Raw genomic sequence first — 16,146 nt, 5'->3', positions numbered from 1 at the left:
TTTACTTACTAGGCAGACAGACATTCGTATTTAACCTTCTAACTTGTCTACCTAGCAACATTTGCTGCTTTATAAGGACTATTAATGAAAACTATTACAACACTCTTCGCTGGGCTCTGTTTTATTGGTGCAGCGCACGCTGAAGTAAATATCGAAATTCCAGATAATGTTCAGCTACTTGCTGTTAACGCAGAAAAGCCGGCGCTAGAGGGCGGGTTATTTAGTTCAGACAAAACCCTCACATTAGAAGACGGCGAGAATCAAATAGTGGTTCGCTATCTGCCTTATTTCTCCAAAGGCAGCGACCGTGTGATTGTTGAAAGCCAAGCGGTGATCGCTAAATTCACTGCAGAAAACCAAGACCTTACTTTTGAATTGCCTGAGTTTCGTAACGAAAGAGACGCAGAAAAACACATTGGTGATTGGCAAGTTAAGTTAGTTAACCAACAAGGGCAATCGATTGAGATCGCTCAAGATGCTCTTCATCGTGATGGCTTACAACTGGGCCGTAACTATATAATCGAATCTGAAGAGTACAACCGTACCAATGGCGTTGCGGCTCTTACAAGCACAACCGTCGCCACTGCAACAATGCAAATGACCGCCACGAGCGCAGTTACAGATGCGAAAGTTGACAGTAGCACAGCCGAAGAAATGCTTCATTTTTGGTACCAAAAAGCGGATCAAGAGACACGCAATAAATTTAAGCAATACGTCAATCAACAATAGGGAAGAGAAACAGTATGGTGGCAGAGAATCTATTTACACTTCACGTTGACGATGAGATAGAGTTAGCATTGCTAGAAGAGTCTTTTGCGCGTGAATATAGTGAATTAGTTTACACTCAATTAGATTACCTCTCGCAATGGTTAACCTGGCCACCATATTGTCAATCCGAACAAGATTTTCGGCTGTTTATTCAGCGTTCTCTTGAAGACTATGCCGAAGGGAAATCCCTCACCTGTGCCATTATCTATCAAAACAAGATCGTCGGTAACTGCAGCCTCAACGATATAAACCATGATCTGAAGCGGGTGAAAATTGGCTACTGGCTGTCGCAGGAGCACACTGGAAAAGGCATTATGACCCGAATCGTTAGAAAGCTAATCGACTTAGCCTTTACCAAGTATCAGTTGGAGAAAGTAGAGCTTTCCGCTGCTGTCGATAATTGGTCAAGCCGAGCGGTTGCTGAGCGTTCAGGGATGATACTTGAAGGGGTCATATCCAATAGTGAAAAAGTTGGAGAGCACATTCTCGATCACGCCATCTACGCCATCCACCGAAGCGATCAAAGTTAAAGAGCATCAATGCACTGGTTGTTTCAAACGGGTACGATCCATTCGCTGCCCGTACGCAAACTCAACGTTTTCCTCACATACCCAACGCCCCACTTAATTGTTATCACTGCAAATTAGTACTCTTGTTGTCTCGTTTCAGTTGTGACTAGCATGATGCTCAACACAGATTTGTTATCACGAACAAACCCATTGTTATGATTGTGATAACATGCTGTTTCTTTAAATTGTTGTTTGCATTTTATGTCTACATCTATCAAAGCTTTCTTTGTCATCATCGCGCTCGTTGCGGGATTTTTCGCTGACGATGTAATGTCATGGTTAAACTCTTCAAAACCTTCAATTGCCGAGCATTGCCAACTCTCAACAAAAGCATGCGAAAAAGAAGGGGTTTTAGTCACACTCAATCGAGATACAGCCCAACCATTATTACCTATTCAAGTTAGCGTCGAGTGGCCACATTCAGAGGCAGATTCACTTCACCTCACATTGGAAGGATACGAAATGGAGATGGGTACCGCGCGCTTTGCCATTGATCAAATCAGTAATGGTCAATACCAAGGCGATGTCCTATTACCCGCATGTACGATGGAAGCCATGACCTGGGTAGGAAAACTCAGCAATGGAAAACAGTCAATTGATGTCGCGATAAGGATGGCAAGATGAGCAAGAATTGGTCATTAATTCTAGTAGTTGCATTCACGTTAGGCTACGGTTTAAAACTGTTCCTCGAAAGTTCAGCAGAGAAGACGCCAGCAGTTGAAGCGCAGACAGTCGCAACGTTTGCTGGCGAAAATAATCAAGTTGTTGACCTCTATGATCTAAACGATCAACGTGTACGTATTGCCTATTTCGGGTTTACTCATTGCCCCGACGTTTGTCCTACCTCGCTTGCAATGCTGTCTGCGGCGTTAAAGGAACTGGATGAAAAAAGCCTCGCATCCATTCGACCAGTCTTCATCACATTGGATCCAGAACGTGACGATGCCGACAAAGCGCACCAGTACGCGCAATACTTCCATTCAACCATCGAAGGCTTATCTGCACCTTTAGCTGTCACGCAACCTATCGCAGAGCGCTATGGGGTGGTATTCAAAAAAACAGAACTTAAAGATTCTCAGCTCAAATACACGATTGACCATAATTCCTATTTTTATTTTCTGCAGCCAGATGGGCAGTTAATTACTAAAGTGCCACACACTCTTAATCCTGCCCCAATTGTGGCAGCAATTAAACAACTCCAAGAAACGAATCCAAAGGAATGACTATGAAATTGAAGCCTTTACTCTTGGCTACGCTACTTTTAAGCCCTCTCGCAAATGCAGCGGACATGATGTTGCAAAACCCTTACGCAAGAGCAACACCACCCAACGCAGCCACTAGCGCCGTTTTTGTCGATATAATGAACCATAGTGACAACGATCGAGCAATCGTCTCAGCCTCAACTCCAGCAGCTGGAAAGGTCGAATTACACGATGTCATTATGCAAGGCGAAGTGATGAAAATGCGTCAAATCGAAAAGATTGAGTTACCAGCGCAAAGCCACATTTCTCTGAAGCCAGGTAGCCTGCATATTATGTTGTTTGAGCTGGCTAAACCGCTAGTTGAAGGCGAGGAAATAGAAGTTGAAGTGACTTTTGCCAATGGTGAAACGCAGACATTCCAAGCCCCTATCAAAAAAGTCATGAGCGGAATGAAGCACCACCACTGATTATTATCATGTGAGAAAGAGGAGGGCGAATGCCCTCCTCTTTTGTTATGCTCGCTAGGCGAAATCATTAAAAATGGCTTTACTATATGATTATAGCGACGAATCATCTGATGGCGGTTAACAAGCGCTAATCTATACTTTTAACCACCAGCAGATGCGGGTTACTGAGGTCATATTGACCGAAAAACAAGAATCGCCATACTAAATACACGCTTTGGGATTTAAATGAATTCAAATGCCAGCTCTACCACTACGCTAACTCAACTTGGTTGGAATAACCTATTCCATCAACAGCTCACTCTCGATGACCTTGAACATCACCAAATAGCTCGTATTAGTGAACATCACCGCAGTGGTTACACTTTGCTATCTGAATCAGGTGAATTGACACTCTCCATGCACAAAGACTTGCCAGATATGACAGTTGGTGACTGGTTAGTCCTTAATGAACAAGGTCAGTTTCTGCGTTTGCTAGATAGACAATCTCTGTTTAGTCGAAAAGCAGCGGGGAGCAAGGTGGCTGAACAGCTTATTGCCGCGAACGTCAGCACCCTGTTTATTGTCTGTTCATTGAATGACGATTTTAATCTTAATCGAATCGAGCGTTACCTATCGATAGCTTATGACGCCGACGTAGAGCCAGTGATCATTTTAACCAAAGCTGACCTTTGTACTGACACTGAAGAGAAGCGAGCCCAAGTCCAAGCGCTTGACGCTATGTTATTCATAGAAACGCTTAACGCGCTCGACGCTGAGCAATGTCAGCATTTGCTCAGTTGGTGCAAACAAGGCAAAACCGTGGCTTTTATGGGTTCTTCTGGCGTTGGCAAATCAACCTTGGTCAACACCCTTCTTGGTGATTACACTCAAATCACAGGTGGTATCCGCGAAGACGATAGCAAAGGACGCCATACAACCACTAGCCGTTCACTACACCCTCTTCAATCTGGTGGTGTTTTAATCGACACCCCTGGAATGCGAGAACTGCAAATTCACGATTGCGCGGAAGGTGTTGAGCAGACATTCAGTGATGTGCAAAATTTAGTAAACCAATGTCGCTTTAGTGATTGTAAGCATGAAAACGAACCCGGTTGTGCGGTTGTTCAAGCGTTAGATAAAGGTGATATAGACGAAAGACGGGTGAACAACTATCTGAAGTTAATGCGAGAGCAAGAGTGGAATAGCGCCTCACTCGCCGAGAGAAGAGCCAAAGACAAACAGTTTGCCAAGCATTGCCGATCAGGACAAAGCGAAAGCCGTACGAGAAAAAAAGGCTATTAAAACGGCTTAATTGCATACTCAACAAGGGGCATTTGCCCCTTTTTTTATCTATAAAATACCGCTATTAATCAAAATTATATATAGCTATTTATGATAACTATAATATTAACCTCTATTCTTTAATTACTCCTAGACACAATATCTCAGAAGGATAGTATTACTCCCCTTACGTCATTTCGTAGAAGAAACTCCAATAAGAATATTAGCAAAATGCAGGATTTATTATGCTTCATAACTCTTTTCTAGCTCGGCTTGCACGGGGCAACCTAGTACTACAAATCTTAGCCGGTATTATCTTAGGTATCGCGCTATCAATGATTGCCCCACAACAGGCGGAAAGCGTTGGATTGCTTGGTGCTCTATTTGTAGGCGCACTAAAAGCTGTCGCTCCAATTTTAGTTTTCATCCTAGTTGCAGCATCAATTGCCAACCAAAAGAAAAACCAACACACATACATGCGACCAATCGTCGTATTGTATCTATTTGGTACCTTTACAGCGGCTTTGACCGCAGTGACCATGAGTTTCCTTTTCCCAACCACTTTAACTCTGGTATCAGGTGCTGAAGGGGCAACCCCTCCACAAGGCATTGCTGAAGTACTCAATACCTTACTTTTCCAGTTGGTTGATAACCCAATTAATGCACTTAAGAATGCCAACTATATTGGTATTCTCGCCTGGGCCGTTGCCCTTGGCTTAGCTTTGCACCATGCATCGGCATCAACCAAAGCGCTCTTTGAAGATTTAAGCCATGGCATCTCTCAAATCGTGCGCTTTATCATCCGCTTGGCTCCATTTGGCATTTTTGGTCTGGTAGCTTCAACCTTAGCAACCACCGGTTTCTCTGCATTAGCGGGTTATCTACATCTATTGTTTGTACTGCTAGGCGCTATGGCGATCATCGCACTCTTCGTCAACCCACTGATCGTATTTGTAAAAACGCGTGAGAACCCGTATCCATTGGTATTTCAATGCTTACGAGAAAGCGGCGTCACAGCATTCTTTACTCGTTCAAGTGCTGCAAACATTCCAGTCAACATGGCGCTATGCGAGAAGCTAAAGTTAGATGAAGATACGTACTCTGTTTCGATTCCGCTAGGGGCAACCATCAACATGGCTGGTGCTGCAATCACCATTACCGTACTAACACTTGCCGCTGTTCATACCATGGGTATTGAGGTCGATCTACTGACGGCTGTGCTACTGAGTATTGTTGCCGCTGTTTCTGCTTGTGGCGCATCGGGTGTTGCGGGTGGTTCGCTATTACTTATCCCACTAGCTTGTGGGCTATTTGGCATCCCTAACGAGATTGCAATGCAAGTGGTTGCTGTTGGTTTCATTATTGGTGTGGTTCAAGACTCGGCTGAAACCGCATTGAACAGCTCAACAGATGTTATCTTTACTGCTGCGGTTTGTAAGCAAAAACAAAAGCAGAACCGACCTCAGTAAAATGAAGCAGGCTACAAAATAAGACGTAAAAAAGGCTGCCATTTTAGGCAGCCTTTCTTTTTAACAAAGTTATCGATGAGATTGATCCATTTGTGAAACAGTAAAGTCTAGATTTTTGGACTTACTTTCATTTACCTCTTCCGCGGCAATATCAAGTTCGCTCTCATTCAGTAATTCTTCCACTGTTTCTTCATTCAACGAATCATTTTTCGCCGCATCTAACTTAAGGTTACTGGGTTGAAAGTCATACGATAGATAATCCAATTCACGTTTATATAGACTATTTAGTGCTTTAATCAGGGCATGCTTGCCCACTTTATTTTCTCGGATACGTTTAAGCATCGGCTTTGCTAAAGCTTGCATACCCACGACAGTATCAACGCTAATCGTAAGCGAGACTTTATCTCGCAGCATGCGAGCTTCTTCATTTCCCAACTGCCCAGCCAGAAAAAACCAAATATAAGCAATAAACTTACCTTGCCCGCCTGACTCAAGCCAAACCTCACCGGCTTTCAGCATTGCCGGGGTATACCCTTTCTCACCCGCTCTTTCGAGCCAGTAACAACCATGATAAAAATCAACTGCGACACCAATACCGTTAATGTAACTCATGCCTAGCTTCATCCGACCTTCGTTACTTTTATGTTTTGTCGCTTGTTTATACCACTCAAACGACGTGCTCGGCGACGGTTCAGGGTTATTGTGGCTTATGAACCAATCGCCTAAAAATAGCATCGCAGGTACATACTGCATCTTTGCCGATTCTTCCATGAAACGGTAGGCTTTCTCAATATTTTGCTCTACTCCTCGACCAAAAAAGAGTGCTTCCGCCGTCTCATATTTAGCTTGTAAATTTCCCTCAACCGCAGAAATAGCCGTACGCCAAAATTTAGCCTGCTCACGCAGTACCATGTCATCTTTCATTCGTTCGCTGATACGCACTATGCCATACATTCCGGTGACATTATCGAGATTAGCGGCTTTGTGATACCAATAAGAAGCTTTACGCAGGTTGGTTCGCTCTTCCTCTTTCGCGAGGTAAAGGATCATGGTGATGTCACCTGCTTCAGCCTTTTGAACACGCTCTTCTTGCTCTTGTTTTCGGTTACGTTCCATCGCCTTACGATAGATATGCACTCTTTGACGTCGTTCATTTTCGATACGCTTCTGGCGCATCGAAATAGCCAACATCCAAACAAAGAGCAGCAGTAGAAGTAGTCCGGTCGCACCAATGGCGATTCCCATTATAGTCATTATTTAACTTCACACGTCGTGTTGAACCTAAGTTACTTATCCAAATATCGGCTGATTGAAGAAATATTTGAGCGATTACACCTAAAAACAGTCAAATGCCATCAGGTGCCTCTAGGATATGACAACTCCCAATAATTAGCGACATAGATACCCTTTTTCTGGGGGATTGCCTCTTAACTTTTTGTCATTAATGCCATGGCTATTGATAGTTCGCCTAGTAAAAAATCAATACCACAGTTAAACTTTTCGTTACACAAAAACAACAAGCAAACGTATACCTTTTGATAAACAGGCTCATTTTTAAAAGAAACAACAAAAATTGACCGAAAACAATAGAACAACTAAATCACTTATTTTATAATGCGAAATAATGTGTACGGCATATCGAATTCTAATTATCAGGGGCAAAAAATGAGACTTATCCCGCTTCAACAAGCAGCACAAGTAGGTAAATGGGCAGCAGCACACATCGTTAAACGCATTAACGATTTTAAACCAACTGCAGAGCGCCCATTTGTGCTTGGTCTACCTACTGGTGGTACGCCACTTGCTACATACAACGCGCTGATTGAAATGCACAAAGCTGGCGAAGTGAGCTTTAAGCATGTTGTAACGTTTAACATGGATGAATACATTGGCATCCCTGCTGATCACCCAGAATCATACCGTTCATTTATGTACAACAACTTCTTTAATCACATTGATATTCAAGAAGAAAATATCAACCTACTGGACGGTAATGCTCCTGAGCACGAAGCGGAATGTCAACGCTACGAAGACAAAATCAAGTCTTACGGTCGAATCAACCTATTTATGGGTGGCGTAGGTAACGATGGTCACATTGCTTTCAATGAGCCTGCATCTTCTCTTTCTTCACGTACGCGTATTAAGACACTGACTGAAGATACTCGTATCGCAAACTCTCGTTTCTTCGATGGCGACATCAACCAAGTACCTAAATACGCTCTAACGATTGGTGTGGGTACTCTACTAGATTCAGAAGAAGTGATGATCCTAGTAACAGGTCACAACAAAGCACTCGCACTTGAAGCGGCAGTTGAAGGTAGCGTAAACCACCTGTGGACGGTTTCAGCACTTCAACTTCACCCTAAAGCTGTTATCGTGTGTGACGAGCCATCAACTCAAGAGTTGAAAGTAAAAACAGTAAAATACTTTACTGAGCTTGAAGCGCAGAACATTATCGGTTTCTAATTAGAACTACCGTATTGAAAAAGGAGGCGATCGCCTCCTTTTTTATATTCAATTTTTAAGCTAAGTTGAAAAATAGCTCATCATCCGTCATGTATTTATGCTTGTGTCCTAAATTACGCATATGCATAAACATAAACTCAGGGAATCCCGGAGCTAGCAATGAATTCGGCTCCCAGCACACACCACCAATGAACATGTAACGCCCTTGCTTATCATCATCATGAAGAGGGTTATTCAAAGGTGTCGAAAGCTCCGCTCGAACGCCTTCAACAACACAAACGACTTGCCCTTTAGCCACACCTATCACTCGATTAACTAAATTAGCTTTTACACCGCACTTCCAAGCTTGTCGCGTCGCCATCTCAAAGCCCACTTTACGGACCCCTTTTTGCACATTGACGATTAAATTCATCTTCACGTCACTCCATTGTTTTTGTTCCCACAGAGTAACGTGTAAATATTCACAACCACGAGCTGAACAACTAGGGGAATTCTCATTGAATGGAAATCGAACGGACCATTTTTAACTCCATCAACCCGTTTTCAACCAAATAAGTTTATTCCTAGTTGGAATATGGCTCCTATACTTAATATCAGCGTGACTCACGTATGGGAGTTGGTAATGAATAGTTTAATTTTTTCAGTGTTACTTCTAACAATATCACCAAGTTCAACAGGCCCCGATTCTTTGCCATTGAAATGCCAGCTTTTGGACACAAGGGATACTTTTTTGTTTTATCGAGGACAGAAAGTCTATCAAAGTGACCAATTTGCACTATTTCAAAACTTTAAGGGCAGAGTTGTATCGCAAGTTGACCTAAAGACAGGGGAGCTCATTCGCACGACCTATTTGGGCGATAGCTATAAACCTAGCTATCAAATCCTCAAAGGTCGCTGTGGTGATGTGGTGCATACACTTGAATTTTGGGCGCTAGACCAAGTGCCCTATGATCAATAAGACTTAGGCTACCAATACCTTTCAAATATAATATTACCGGGTTGGGCACTTCGATGTTTGGAGAGCCCAGCATCAAGCAGCAAGTGCGTTGTCTCTTTGATCATATTTGGATTACCACAGAGCATCACAAAGCTGCTCTCAGCGGAAAACTGAGCTTCACATTGATCCATCAGTTGACCACTATGAATCAGATCTGTAATACGCCCATGCAGCATACCCTCGACATTCTCACGTGAAACAACCGGTTGATAGACTAAGCGTCCTTGATATTCTTGTATAAGCTGATCAATCAAATAACGATAAACCAAATCCGATTCTTGCCTCACCCCATGGACAAGAACAATTTTCTCATTGCTAGGTCGAAAACTAATATCATCTAACAGTGACAAAAATGGTCCTATGCCTGTCCCAGTAGACAGCAACCATAGCGTTTCACTCTGCTTAGGAATTGTTTCAAACGTTAAATCGCCATGAGCACTTTGAGAAACGTAAATACCTTCCCCTACCTGTAACTGCTGCAACTTTGGACTTAGCGCCCCGTCAGGATCGGCGACAATTAAAAACTCCAGCATATCTGAGGTGGTTAAAGGCGCATTAACTAAAGAATAGGCACGAGAAATAACATTGCTGTTTTCATCGAGTAGTGCCAGTTTTGTAAACTGTCCTGCTTTAAACTGCAAAGGCGCCCCGGTAACTCTTAAGCTAAACACTTGGTTATTCCAATCAGTTCGCTTTTGAATCGACCCTCGGTGATACCCTGTAATATCAACCATCAATGTACTCCTTTGCAAACAGACAACCTATCTAACCACCACTATAAAGCAAATAACAATTACGTAACAACTTAAAATGTAGACTATTTCATGCCTGAGTCACTGTCAGGTTTCTGATTTGTTACAATCGCCCGTTCTGGAACATGACGCAATTGCCCCGCCACTTAACCAATTAAGTGAACAAGTGGCAGCGAGTAGCAAAACCATTAGCCGGATATTTAACCGAGAAACTGGCATGCCCTACCAAGCATGGCGTCAACAATGGCGCTTACTTAAATCGATTGAAAAGCTCTCTTTAAGGTTGAGCGTGGCTGATGTGGCGCACTTACTGGAATTTTCCAGCGACAGTGCCTTTATTGCCTTTTTTAAACAACAAACCGGACAAACTCCATATCAATACATCAATCAATCACCTACCATTAGTACGTAGATAATTATTGGCGGTACACGTTTGTCGATACCGCGCTTTTTTAGGATGAAACCATGCAACACGCTCATGCATTCATTGATGATGGATTACATTATCTTCCACACTATTTTTCTGTTCCGCTTGATTACAGCGACGAAAGTGCTGGAGAGCTAACAATATTTGCCCGTGAAGTACGCCTTGTTGGTGATCAACAGAGTCAAAAACCTTGGCTTATTTTCTTTCAAGGTGGTCCTGGATTTCCTGCGTTAAGACCGAGTGGCAACAGCGGTTGGGTAAAACGTGCACTGCAAGAATACCGAGTGCTGCTGCTCGATCAGCGTGGCACCGGCAATAGCTCGGTGATCAGCCATCAAACGCTTGCTCATTTGTCAGCCGAGCAACAAGCGAATTACCTCACCCACTTTCGAGCGGATAACATTGTGCGTGATGCAGAGTTTATTCGTGAACAATTTGGGGTAGAAAAATGGGCAACACTTGGACAAAGCTTTGGCGGTTTTTGCTCACTCACTTACTTGTCGATGTTTCCAGATAGCTTATCGCGCAGCTACATCACTGGCGGCGTACCTTCTATTTCACGCCATGCCGATGACGTTTACCACGCGACATTTAAGCGAACCCAAACAAAAAACCACGCGTTTTTTGCTCAATTTCCAAAAGCACAGGCTTTATGCCAAGCCATTGCCGACCACCTATTAGATAACGAAGAGTATTTGCCAAATGGGCAACGCTTTACCGTAGAGCAATTCCAACAAATCGGCATTAACTTTGGCATGAGTGGTAGCTTTCTAACCATCTACTACTGGTTGGAAAACGCGTTTGTAGAGATTAATGGTCAGCTACAGCTCCGTTATGAATTCCTCAATGCAATGCTGGCTGAGCAAGGTTTTCAAACCAATCCTATCTATGCCATCTTACATGAGTCTATTTACTGCCAAGGCTTTGCATCCAATTGGAGTGCTCACCGAGTGCGTAGCCAGTACCCTGAGTTTAATTATCAGAAAGGTCAGCCATTTCTTTTTACAGGCGAAATGGTTTTCCCTTGGATGTTTGAGCAATACAAAAACCTGCAGCCATTGCAACAAGCGGCTGAAATGTTGGCGAGTAAAACCGATTGGAACAGCTTATATGATGCGATTCAACTGTCACACAACAAAGTCCCTGTAAGCTGCGCAGTTTATGCGGATGATATGTTTGTCGAAATGGACTATAGCCGTGAAACGCTAGCCATCATTCCGAACGCCAAAGCATGGATCACCAACGAGTATGAGCACAATGGGCTACGAGCCGATGGTGAACGTGTTCTCGATAGGCTGATCGCGATGGGCAATCAAACCTCCGCTACCCTTATCTAGTCGCAATGATGTAAACTCACTAGCAGCCACACTCCGTGGCTGCTAACTCTCACCGAAAGATTCAAACTGTTATGCTTATAATCTCAAACAATGTCTCTCTTAATGACTGGGAAATTCAATTGACGGCAATCCGCGCGCAAGGGGCGGGTGGGCAAAACGTCAATAAAGTCTCGAGTGCCATCCACCTACAATTTAGTATTCCGCATTCGACACTTCCTGACATTTACAAAGAACGCTTAATGGCGCGTAGCGACTCACGTATCTCCAAAGAGGGAGTGATTACCATCAAAGCGCAGCAATTCCGCACTCAAGAGCAGAACAGAGAAGATGCACTCAATCGCTTAGCCGAAATGATTCGCGCAGCAATGGTAGTACAAAAAGCACGTAGAGAAACTCGTCCAACTCGAGGTTCCAAAGAACGCCGATTAAAAGCCAAAGGGATAAAGAGCCAAACCAAATCCCTTCGAGGTCGTATTCGCGATTAAGTCAGAATAATTACCGTTAATGGGCGACGCCACTTTCTAAGATACGTTGTAAACGGGGACGGCTGATCTTCAACACTTCACAAGCCTTACCTTTGTGACCGCCAACCGACTCTAGTATCTGCAAAACATGGCGATATTCCATATCTTGTAAACTCAGGTCTGTCTGTGGTTCCAAACTTATCGAGTCATTTCGATCAACGCGTAAATCGTCAAATAAATCGGACGTTAATATATCACCAGGGCACAGTGCGACAGCTTTAGTTAACGTATTTTCCAGCTCACGGACATTGCCCGGCCAAGGGTAAGCGCAGAGCAATTCCATCGCATCCATTGCCACTTTCGAAACATGAGTACCAAGCTCTTTGTTCGCTCTTGCCAGCAAAGCAGGAATCAGTGCTTCTAAGTCCTCTTGGCGTTCTCTGAGAGGAGGAATGTGAATCTTAACCACTTGCAGTCGATAAAACAGATCCTCACGAAATGTCTTATCCTCTAGTGCTTGTTCAAACTCAATATTGGTGGCTGAAATAATGCGTGCTGACGTTTTAATCGAGCGTTTCCCACCCAGCGGTGTGAATTCTTTTTCTTGTAGTACTCGCAGTAATTTCGCTTGTATTTGTGGTGATAATTCACCAACTTCGTCTAAAAACAATGTACCTTGGCACGCCAACTCAAACTTTCCTTGCTGATCAGCGATGGCTCCGGTAAACGCACCTTTTTTATGCCCAAACATCTCTGATTCAAGCAAGTTCTCCACCAATGCGGCGCAGTTAATCGCGACAAAAGGCGAGCCTTCTCGGCGTCCAGCATTATGAATGGCGCGTGCCACCATCTCTTTGCCCGTACCCGACTCCCCAGTGATCATCACTGAAGCATTGGTCAACGCGATACGACCAATGGTTTTGTATATCTCTTTCATCGCATGCGAAGAGCCTACCATCGACCGACCAAAGCTATCCGGAATAGCCACCACATCTTGATGCGTCGAAGCATGGTATTGCAGCGCTTTCTCAATTGCTTGGTCTAACTCATCGATATCTATTGGCTTATGGATATACTCATCAGCGCCCTCTTGCATGGCACTAATCGTACTGTCCATATCGTGATAAGCGGTGATCATAATGATGCGTGATTGAGGCGAGACCGCTTTGAAATCAACAATACCTTCAATGCCCGACTTACCTTCCATGCGTATATCAAGCACGATGACGTCAGGTTGAAATGTGTGTGCTATCTCTACTCCGGCATCAACGCAATTGGCCGTTGATACTTCAAATTCCTGCGACTGATAATGAAGTTGGAGCGTACGGCTGATCCCTGCGTCATCGTCGACAATTAACAACTTACTCATAGAGAAAGACTTCCTGTTTCTGTCATTGTTTTATCTGGCGAGATAGTTAAACCAACCGAAGAGGTAGGAATTCTAATCGTCGCCAAGGTACCCTCAACCTGAGGAATAAGTTTGATATATCCTTGGTGAGCGTCAATGTTTCGCTTCGCAATCGCAAGACCTAGCCCTGTTCCTTTTGCTTTCGTCGTAAAAAATGGTTCAAACACTTTTTCAGCCATGCATGGGTCTATCGATTGTCCATTATTTTCTATATTGATAAGCAGTTGCGTCTCTGATTCTGTGATCATGATATTAGACGAAATTTTCACCACCGGTTGCGAACTACTTTTCGCCGCTTGCATCGCGTTCAGCAAAATATTCTGTAATGCTTGGCGGAGCTTAGTGGCATCGGCATAGACAGTCGGTAAATGAGGTTGTAAATGCAACTCCATGCGAACCTCAGACTGCTTAGCCAGTTTTTGTTGCCCGGCAATGAGTGTCTCAAGCAACTTGTTAAGATCAATCCACTCTGGCGAGAGTTGATCAGGGCGAGAATAGGCTAATAACTCCTCCAAAATCGCTTCCATATACCGCACTTGCTCCAATGAAATATCAAACATCTCACTTGGGTTGCTGCGTGACTGCAATTGTAAAACCATTTTGATAGAGCTTAGAGGGTTGCGCAGATCATGAGCAATCATATTGACAACTTTCCCCACCGCAGCAAGCTTCTCATGATGGATCCGCTCGCGAGTTTGCTTGTCGACTTCTTGTGCTAAACGCTTCTCTTCACTGATGTCTTGCTTAACGGCCACGTAATACAAAGAGCGCCCTTCGATGTCTTTTACGGGTGATATTCGTGCTCGCTCCCAAAATAACTCACCCGATTTCTTACGATTGTGGAACTCACCTCGCCACTCTTCGCCTTTTTGTATGGTTTGCCAAAGCTGGTCGTAATCTTGCTGCTTGGTTTCACCCGATTGTAAAAAACGCGGTGTTTTCCCCAGCACATCCTCTCGGTTATAACCCGTCAACTCACAAAATACCGGATTCACATACACAATTTGTCCATCTAAATCGGTAATCATTACCGAATTCTGGCTACTCTCAACCGCGTGGCTTAACCGTTGTAATTGATCTTGAGCCATTTTTTGTTCGGTAATGTCTTCACCAATTAAAGTGAGCGCAACTGCTTGATCGTTCGACTGGGTAAATGTGGATGTCCATGAGACCAAATGAATCTCACCGGTTTTGCTCATCACAACACTTTCACTATGAGGCTGATGTGTCTGCTGCCTGATCGCCTCGTGTAATGCCTCTTGGGCTTGTTGGTGCAACTCTTTCGGTATAAAACACTCTACCCAAGCTTGTCCAATCACTTCCTCCGCTTGATAGCCGACCATATTCAAAAAGAAATCATTACAAAAGGTAATGTTACCTTGCTGGTTAATGCTCACCGCGGCTAATTGAATATTTTCTAAGGTATGGCGAAATTGCTGCTCATAACGTTGTTGATGGCGTAACTCACGGGTTTGCACACGGTAGCGAGCAAACACCACCGACGCAAAAGTCAGCATGGCAAACAGCAAGCCATACAATAAGGTATATTCATGATGAAAGGCTTGCCGAGATAAGTTAAAACGCTCAAGAGGAAAGGCGGAGACGATGGTCCAATTACCATTATTGGGCGCTTTAATTTTGGCAAAGGTATAGTAACTTTGCCCGATCAGATGCTGTCCCTCATCGCTGGTTTTTATGTCATTAAGCACATTGTTTGGAATACCACGATCAGGGCTAATTGCAAAGTTACTCCCCCCCGCATCAGAAGGATGAATAACAGCAATACCTTGCGGGTTATAGAGATAGATATGGTTGGTAAAGCTCGGAGCAACGGTGAGCAACTTATTAATAAGCTGGTTGCCTTTGTAATTAAGCAAAATTACCCCAACTCGATTACCGATAGCATCAAAAACTGGCGTTCCTACACGTATGGTGGGGTTTATTGGCTGCTGAATTTCGCCGCCTTCAACATTGAGATCCAACGGTGAAATATAAACATGACCTTCCGTTAGCCTATTAGAATGTTGCCAATAGTATCGATGCGCTTTGTTTTGCAATTTATCTTGAGGAACAACACTGACCACACCATTGCGATTGTTGACTCTTAAACGCTCAGCGCCTTGTGTGTCTATAAACCGGATTTGATCATAACTATGATTATTCGTGCTGAGTTGAACAAAGTAAGCTTTAAGATTGTGGTATGGGTTCTGCGGTTGAGAGACGATATTGCTGGTAACGTAAGCTAAGTTTTTCGCATCCGCCGACATCCGAACTAGGGTCTCCCCTAGCACTTCTTCAATTAAGTCGACGATGACCCTCTCATTGTGCAAAGCGTACTGCTTGTCGTTATCCACACTGAGCAAGTAGTGCAAATTCATCCACACACCTAAGGCTAAGTAGGCTGGTATCGCCCACAGAGCCCACTCTAACAGTAGCGCCTTCTTTCTAGGTAACTCAGTTGTACTTCTCATGACGACATATTTCCTAGCTTATCCCTTAACCAGGTCAGTAATAAGGGTAAGGAAAAAAGCGACATTAGTCTTGTTGGCGACCCAATTTT

At 43.7% G+C, this 16,146-nt stretch carries 16 protein-coding genes and 1 pseudogene; 12 read left to right on the top strand and 5 right to left on the bottom strand.

Annotated elements, in window-relative coordinates; genetic code table 11:
- Positions 1-84 precede the first annotated feature (84 nt).
- The 7 genes from H2O73_RS03430 (at position 85) to sstT (ending at position 5,735) form a co-directional block, all read left to right on the top strand.
- Complete coding sequence (locus H2O73_RS03430; RefSeq protein ID WP_182106527.1) at positions 85-729, top strand: DUF2057 family protein; 645 nt, start codon at positions 85-87, stop codon at positions 727-729.
- Between the two features lie 14 nt (positions 730-743).
- Positions 744-1,298 (top strand): GNAT family N-acetyltransferase, encoded by a 555-nt coding sequence (locus H2O73_RS03425; protein WP_182106525.1) that lies wholly within the window; start codon positions 744-746, stop codon positions 1,296-1,298.
- A gap of 240 nt (positions 1,299-1,538) precedes the next feature.
- Positions 1,539-1,961: a hypothetical protein gene (locus H2O73_RS03420; protein ID WP_182106523.1), complete on the top strand. Its 423-nt coding sequence runs from the start codon at positions 1,539-1,541 to the stop codon at positions 1,959-1,961.
- Positions 1,958-2,560, top strand: coding sequence for an SCO family protein (locus tag H2O73_RS03415; protein ID WP_182106521.1), 603 nt, complete (start codon positions 1,958-1,960; stop codon positions 2,558-2,560). The genes H2O73_RS03420 and H2O73_RS03415 overlap by 4 nt, the downstream gene beginning before the upstream one ends.
- Before the next feature lie 2 nt (positions 2,561-2,562).
- On the top strand, positions 2,563-3,006 hold the full coding sequence (locus H2O73_RS03410; RefSeq protein WP_182106519.1) for a copper chaperone PCu(A)C: 444 nt from the start codon (positions 2,563-2,565) through the stop codon (positions 3,004-3,006).
- 225 nt (positions 3,007-3,231) lie between these two features.
- Positions 3,232-4,287, top strand: coding sequence for a ribosome small subunit-dependent GTPase A (gene rsgA / locus H2O73_RS03405; protein ID WP_182106517.1), 1,056 nt, complete (start codon positions 3,232-3,234; stop codon positions 4,285-4,287).
- A gap of 224 nt (positions 4,288-4,511) precedes the next feature.
- On the top strand, positions 4,512-5,735 hold the full coding sequence (gene sstT, locus H2O73_RS03400) for a serine/threonine transporter SstT (protein ID WP_182106515.1): 1,224 nt from the start codon (positions 4,512-4,514) through the stop codon (positions 5,733-5,735).
- A 69-nt stretch (positions 5,736-5,804) separates the two neighbouring features.
- On the opposite strand, the gene H2O73_RS03395 is transcribed toward sstT, so the two are convergent.
- Positions 5,805-6,989, bottom strand: coding sequence for a tetratricopeptide repeat protein (locus H2O73_RS03395; RefSeq protein WP_182106513.1), 1,185 nt, complete (start codon positions 6,987-6,989; stop codon positions 5,805-5,807).
- A gap of 411 nt (positions 6,990-7,400) precedes the next feature.
- Here H2O73_RS03395 and nagB point away from each other — a divergent pair, with 411 nt between their 5' ends.
- On the top strand, positions 7,401-8,201 hold the full coding sequence (gene nagB / locus H2O73_RS03390; RefSeq protein WP_182106511.1) for a glucosamine-6-phosphate deaminase: 801 nt from the start codon (positions 7,401-7,403) through the stop codon (positions 8,199-8,201).
- A gap of 55 nt (positions 8,202-8,256) precedes the next feature.
- On the opposite strand, the gene H2O73_RS03385 is transcribed toward nagB, so the two are convergent.
- Complete coding sequence (locus H2O73_RS03385) at positions 8,257-8,613, bottom strand: acyl-CoA synthetase (RefSeq protein ID WP_182106946.1); 357 nt, start codon at positions 8,611-8,613, stop codon at positions 8,257-8,259.
- A 210-nt stretch (positions 8,614-8,823) separates the two neighbouring features.
- On the opposite strand from H2O73_RS03385, the gene H2O73_RS03380 reads away from it, so the two are divergent.
- Positions 8,824-9,159, top strand: coding sequence for a hypothetical protein (locus H2O73_RS03380; RefSeq protein WP_182106509.1), 336 nt, complete (start codon positions 8,824-8,826; stop codon positions 9,157-9,159).
- Between the two features lie 8 nt (positions 9,160-9,167).
- Here H2O73_RS03380 and H2O73_RS03375 read toward each other — a convergent pair whose 3' ends face one another.
- The gene (locus tag H2O73_RS03375; protein ID WP_182106507.1) at positions 9,168-9,932 is read right to left on the bottom strand and encodes a ferredoxin--NADP reductase; all 765 of its coding nucleotides are present in this window, start codon (positions 9,930-9,932) and stop codon (positions 9,168-9,170) included.
- 145 nt (positions 9,933-10,077) lie between these two features.
- Here H2O73_RS03375 and H2O73_RS03370 point away from each other — a divergent pair.
- The 3 genes and pseudogenes from H2O73_RS03370 to arfB form a co-directional block, all read left to right on the top strand.
- A pseudogene (locus tag H2O73_RS03370) lies at positions 10,078-10,362 on the top strand (helix-turn-helix domain-containing protein); the annotation flags it as partial.
- Between the two features lie 53 nt (positions 10,363-10,415).
- Positions 10,416-11,714 carry an alpha/beta fold hydrolase gene (locus tag H2O73_RS03365; RefSeq protein WP_182106505.1) on the top strand — a complete coding sequence of 433 codons (1,299 nt, stop codon included), beginning with the start codon at positions 10,416-10,418 and terminating at the stop codon, positions 11,712-11,714.
- Positions 11,715-11,785: 71 nt separating this feature from the next.
- A complete protein-coding gene (gene arfB, locus H2O73_RS03360; RefSeq protein WP_182106503.1) occupies positions 11,786-12,199 on the top strand; it encodes an alternative ribosome rescue aminoacyl-tRNA hydrolase ArfB in 414 nt (137 codons plus the stop codon).
- Between the two features lie 16 nt (positions 12,200-12,215).
- Here the strand turns inward: arfB and H2O73_RS03355 are convergent, their stop codons facing one another.
- Together H2O73_RS03355 and H2O73_RS03350 are read right to left on the bottom strand one after the other, a co-directional pair.
- Positions 12,216-13,547, bottom strand: coding sequence for a sigma-54-dependent transcriptional regulator (locus H2O73_RS03355; RefSeq protein ID WP_182106501.1), 1,332 nt, complete (start codon positions 13,545-13,547; stop codon positions 12,216-12,218).
- Positions 13,544-16,057, bottom strand: a complete 2,514-nt coding sequence (locus H2O73_RS03350; RefSeq protein ID WP_182106499.1) for a PAS domain S-box protein — start codon at positions 16,055-16,057, stop codon at positions 13,544-13,546. Before H2O73_RS03350 ends, H2O73_RS03355 begins: the two co-directional genes overlap by 4 nt.
- Between the last annotated feature and the right edge of the window lie 89 nt (positions 16,058-16,146).

It is taken from the genome of Vibrio marinisediminis (assembly GCF_014050145.1).
Taxonomy (GTDB): domain Bacteria; phylum Pseudomonadota; class Gammaproteobacteria; order Enterobacterales; family Vibrionaceae; genus Vibrio; species Vibrio marinisediminis.
The sequence above is the reverse complement of the archived record's forward strand: the minus strand, read 5'-3'. Positions and strand labels throughout refer to the sequence as shown.

Coding starts and splice junctions, on each gene's coding strand:
- H2O73_RS03380 (WP_182106509.1), top strand. CDS start 8,824: ATGAATAGTTTAATTTTTTCAGTGTTACTTCTAACAATATCACCAAGT.
- H2O73_RS03385 (WP_182106946.1), bottom strand. CDS start 8,613: ATGAATTTAATCGTCAATGTGCAAAAAGGGGTCCGTAAAGTGGGCTTT.
- H2O73_RS03430 (WP_182106527.1), top strand. CDS start 85: ATGAAAACTATTACAACACTCTTCGCTGGGCTCTGTTTTATTGGTGCA.
- H2O73_RS03350 (WP_182106499.1), bottom strand. CDS start 16,057: ATGAGAAGTACAACTGAGTTACCTAGAAAGAAGGCGCTACTGTTAGAG.
- H2O73_RS03425 (WP_182106525.1), top strand. CDS start 744: ATGGTGGCAGAGAATCTATTTACACTTCACGTTGACGATGAGATAGAG.
- H2O73_RS03420 (WP_182106523.1), top strand. CDS start 1,539: ATGTCTACATCTATCAAAGCTTTCTTTGTCATCATCGCGCTCGTTGCG.
- H2O73_RS03365 (WP_182106505.1), top strand. CDS start 10,416: ATGCAACACGCTCATGCATTCATTGATGATGGATTACATTATCTTCCA.
- H2O73_RS03415 (WP_182106521.1), top strand. CDS start 1,958: ATGAGCAAGAATTGGTCATTAATTCTAGTAGTTGCATTCACGTTAGGC.
- H2O73_RS03395 (WP_182106513.1), bottom strand. CDS start 6,989: ATGACTATAATGGGAATCGCCATTGGTGCGACCGGACTACTTCTACTG.
- nagB (WP_182106511.1), top strand. CDS start 7,401: ATGAGACTTATCCCGCTTCAACAAGCAGCACAAGTAGGTAAATGGGCA.
- arfB (WP_182106503.1), top strand. CDS start 11,786: ATGCTTATAATCTCAAACAATGTCTCTCTTAATGACTGGGAAATTCAA.
- H2O73_RS03355 (WP_182106501.1), bottom strand. CDS start 13,547: ATGAGTAAGTTGTTAATTGTCGACGATGACGCAGGGATCAGCCGTACG.
- rsgA (WP_182106517.1), top strand. CDS start 3,232: ATGAATTCAAATGCCAGCTCTACCACTACGCTAACTCAACTTGGTTGG.
- sstT (WP_182106515.1), top strand. CDS start 4,512: ATGCTTCATAACTCTTTTCTAGCTCGGCTTGCACGGGGCAACCTAGTA.
- H2O73_RS03375 (WP_182106507.1), bottom strand. CDS start 9,932: ATGGTTGATATTACAGGGTATCACCGAGGGTCGATTCAAAAGCGAACT.
- H2O73_RS03410 (WP_182106519.1), top strand. CDS start 2,563: ATGAAATTGAAGCCTTTACTCTTGGCTACGCTACTTTTAAGCCCTCTC.